The sequence below is a fragment of the Brenneria izbisi genome, assembly GCF_025840185.1.
GTDB lineage: Bacteria > Pseudomonadota > Gammaproteobacteria > Enterobacterales > Enterobacteriaceae > Brenneria > Brenneria izbisi.
This window is the reverse complement of sequence record NZ_JAMPJU010000032.1, coordinates 1-1,465: the sequence shown is the minus strand read 5'-3', so window position 1 is coordinate 1,465 and position 1,465 is coordinate 1. Positions and strand designations below refer to the sequence as shown.

The 1,465-nt window shown below is 57.3% G+C and carries 1 pseudogene; it reads right to left on the bottom strand.

Features of this window, described 5'->3' with window-relative positions:
• Positions 1-11: 11 nt before the first annotated feature.
• Positions 12-1,400, bottom strand: a pseudogene (locus tag NC856_RS17585) (transposase).
• Positions 1,401-1,465: the final 65 nt, after the last annotated feature.

Below are 1,465 nucleotides of genomic sequence, written 5' to 3'. Positions count from 1 at the left end.
CTTATTCGTTTTTATGCTGCCGTTTTCAGCCCAGTTTCTGGCTTCTCCGGATTCAACATCACTACCTCGACTCGCTGCCATTGACGGCATGAGGTTGACCATCGTTCCGGTCGGGTTTTTTGAGCCGTCTCATATAAGGCTTTTCGTTTTGCCAGCAGGCTTATATCTTCCCCCCGATGCCGCTGGTCCGGGGTCACATAACCGATGGCGCTATGCCGGTGCGCTTCGTTATACCACTGCCTGAACTCCTCGACCCAACGCCGCGCTTCATCCAGATCCAGGAAGCCTGATGACGGCCACGCCGGAACATATTTTAGCGTCCTGAACAGCGACTCCACATAGGGATTATCGTTGCTGACTCGTGGGCGACTGTGCGAGCCGGTGATATTCAGTTCTTCCAGTTTCGCTTTCAACGTCTGGGATTTCATTGGCGCACCATTGTCGGCATGCAGCACTAACGGATGCACGAACCCGTGAGGCTAACCAGGTGACGTCCCACGTCCACACCTGACGTGGCCCGAGAGCCTGATAGCTGGTCGGTTTCTTCACTTTCAGCGGTGCCCGGCTGCGGCCTCGATGATGTACCTGCCCGTGTCGCCGGAGCACCCGGTAAAACGTCGACTCACTGGCCAGGTAGATGCCCTTGTCCGCCAGCCGTGGCACGATCTGTGCCGGCGGCAAGCTGGCATATTCCGGCTCGTTACATACCGCGATTATCTGGCGCTCTTCCTCAGCCGTCAGTTTATTGGCCGGTACCGGACGCGCTGCGGTGGGGCGACGGTCTTCAGCCTGGCCGCGCCAGCGCCGCCAGGTGCTCAGGCTGACCCCCACTTCCCGGCAAGCGGAGAGCAGACGTGCGCCGGCGCGCATGGCTTCACCTGTCCATTGGATAAGCTGCGTGCGTTCATGCGCAGGGGTCAGTCGTCCTCGTCCTCCACACCGTAATAGTGATTCAGCTTTTTTCGCAAGACCAGCAACGCTGCCGCCTCGGCCAGGGCCTTTTCTTTGCGCGCCAATTCGCGCTCCAGCCCTTTGATTTTCTTTTGGGCCTGCTTTTGCGACTGGCCGGTATCAGCTTGTGGCGTCTGGAGAAAAGCCTGTTTCCACTGGGCGATTTGTTCAGGATAAAGGCCTTTGCGACGGCAGTATTCACTCAGTTCGGCTTCACTGAGGGTGGCGGTTTCAACGATGACCGCAAAGCGCGCTTCTGTCGACCAAAGGTCGGTGGTTTTGTTAGCTCCGGGCACCGGTTTTCCCTCCAGCTTGGCCTGGGTTCGCCAATTATAAAGGGTAGCTTCCGATATCCCTTCCTGTTGTGCAAGTGCGGTAACGGTCATGTTGTAGGGCGGCAGTAATTTGGCCAAAACGGCGGCTTTACGTTCCGGTGAATAGCGTTTCATAACAGGCTCCGTTGCCCCCATAGAGATTTTCAGTATGGGGTGTCAACTATCCTGCCAGAGGGGGA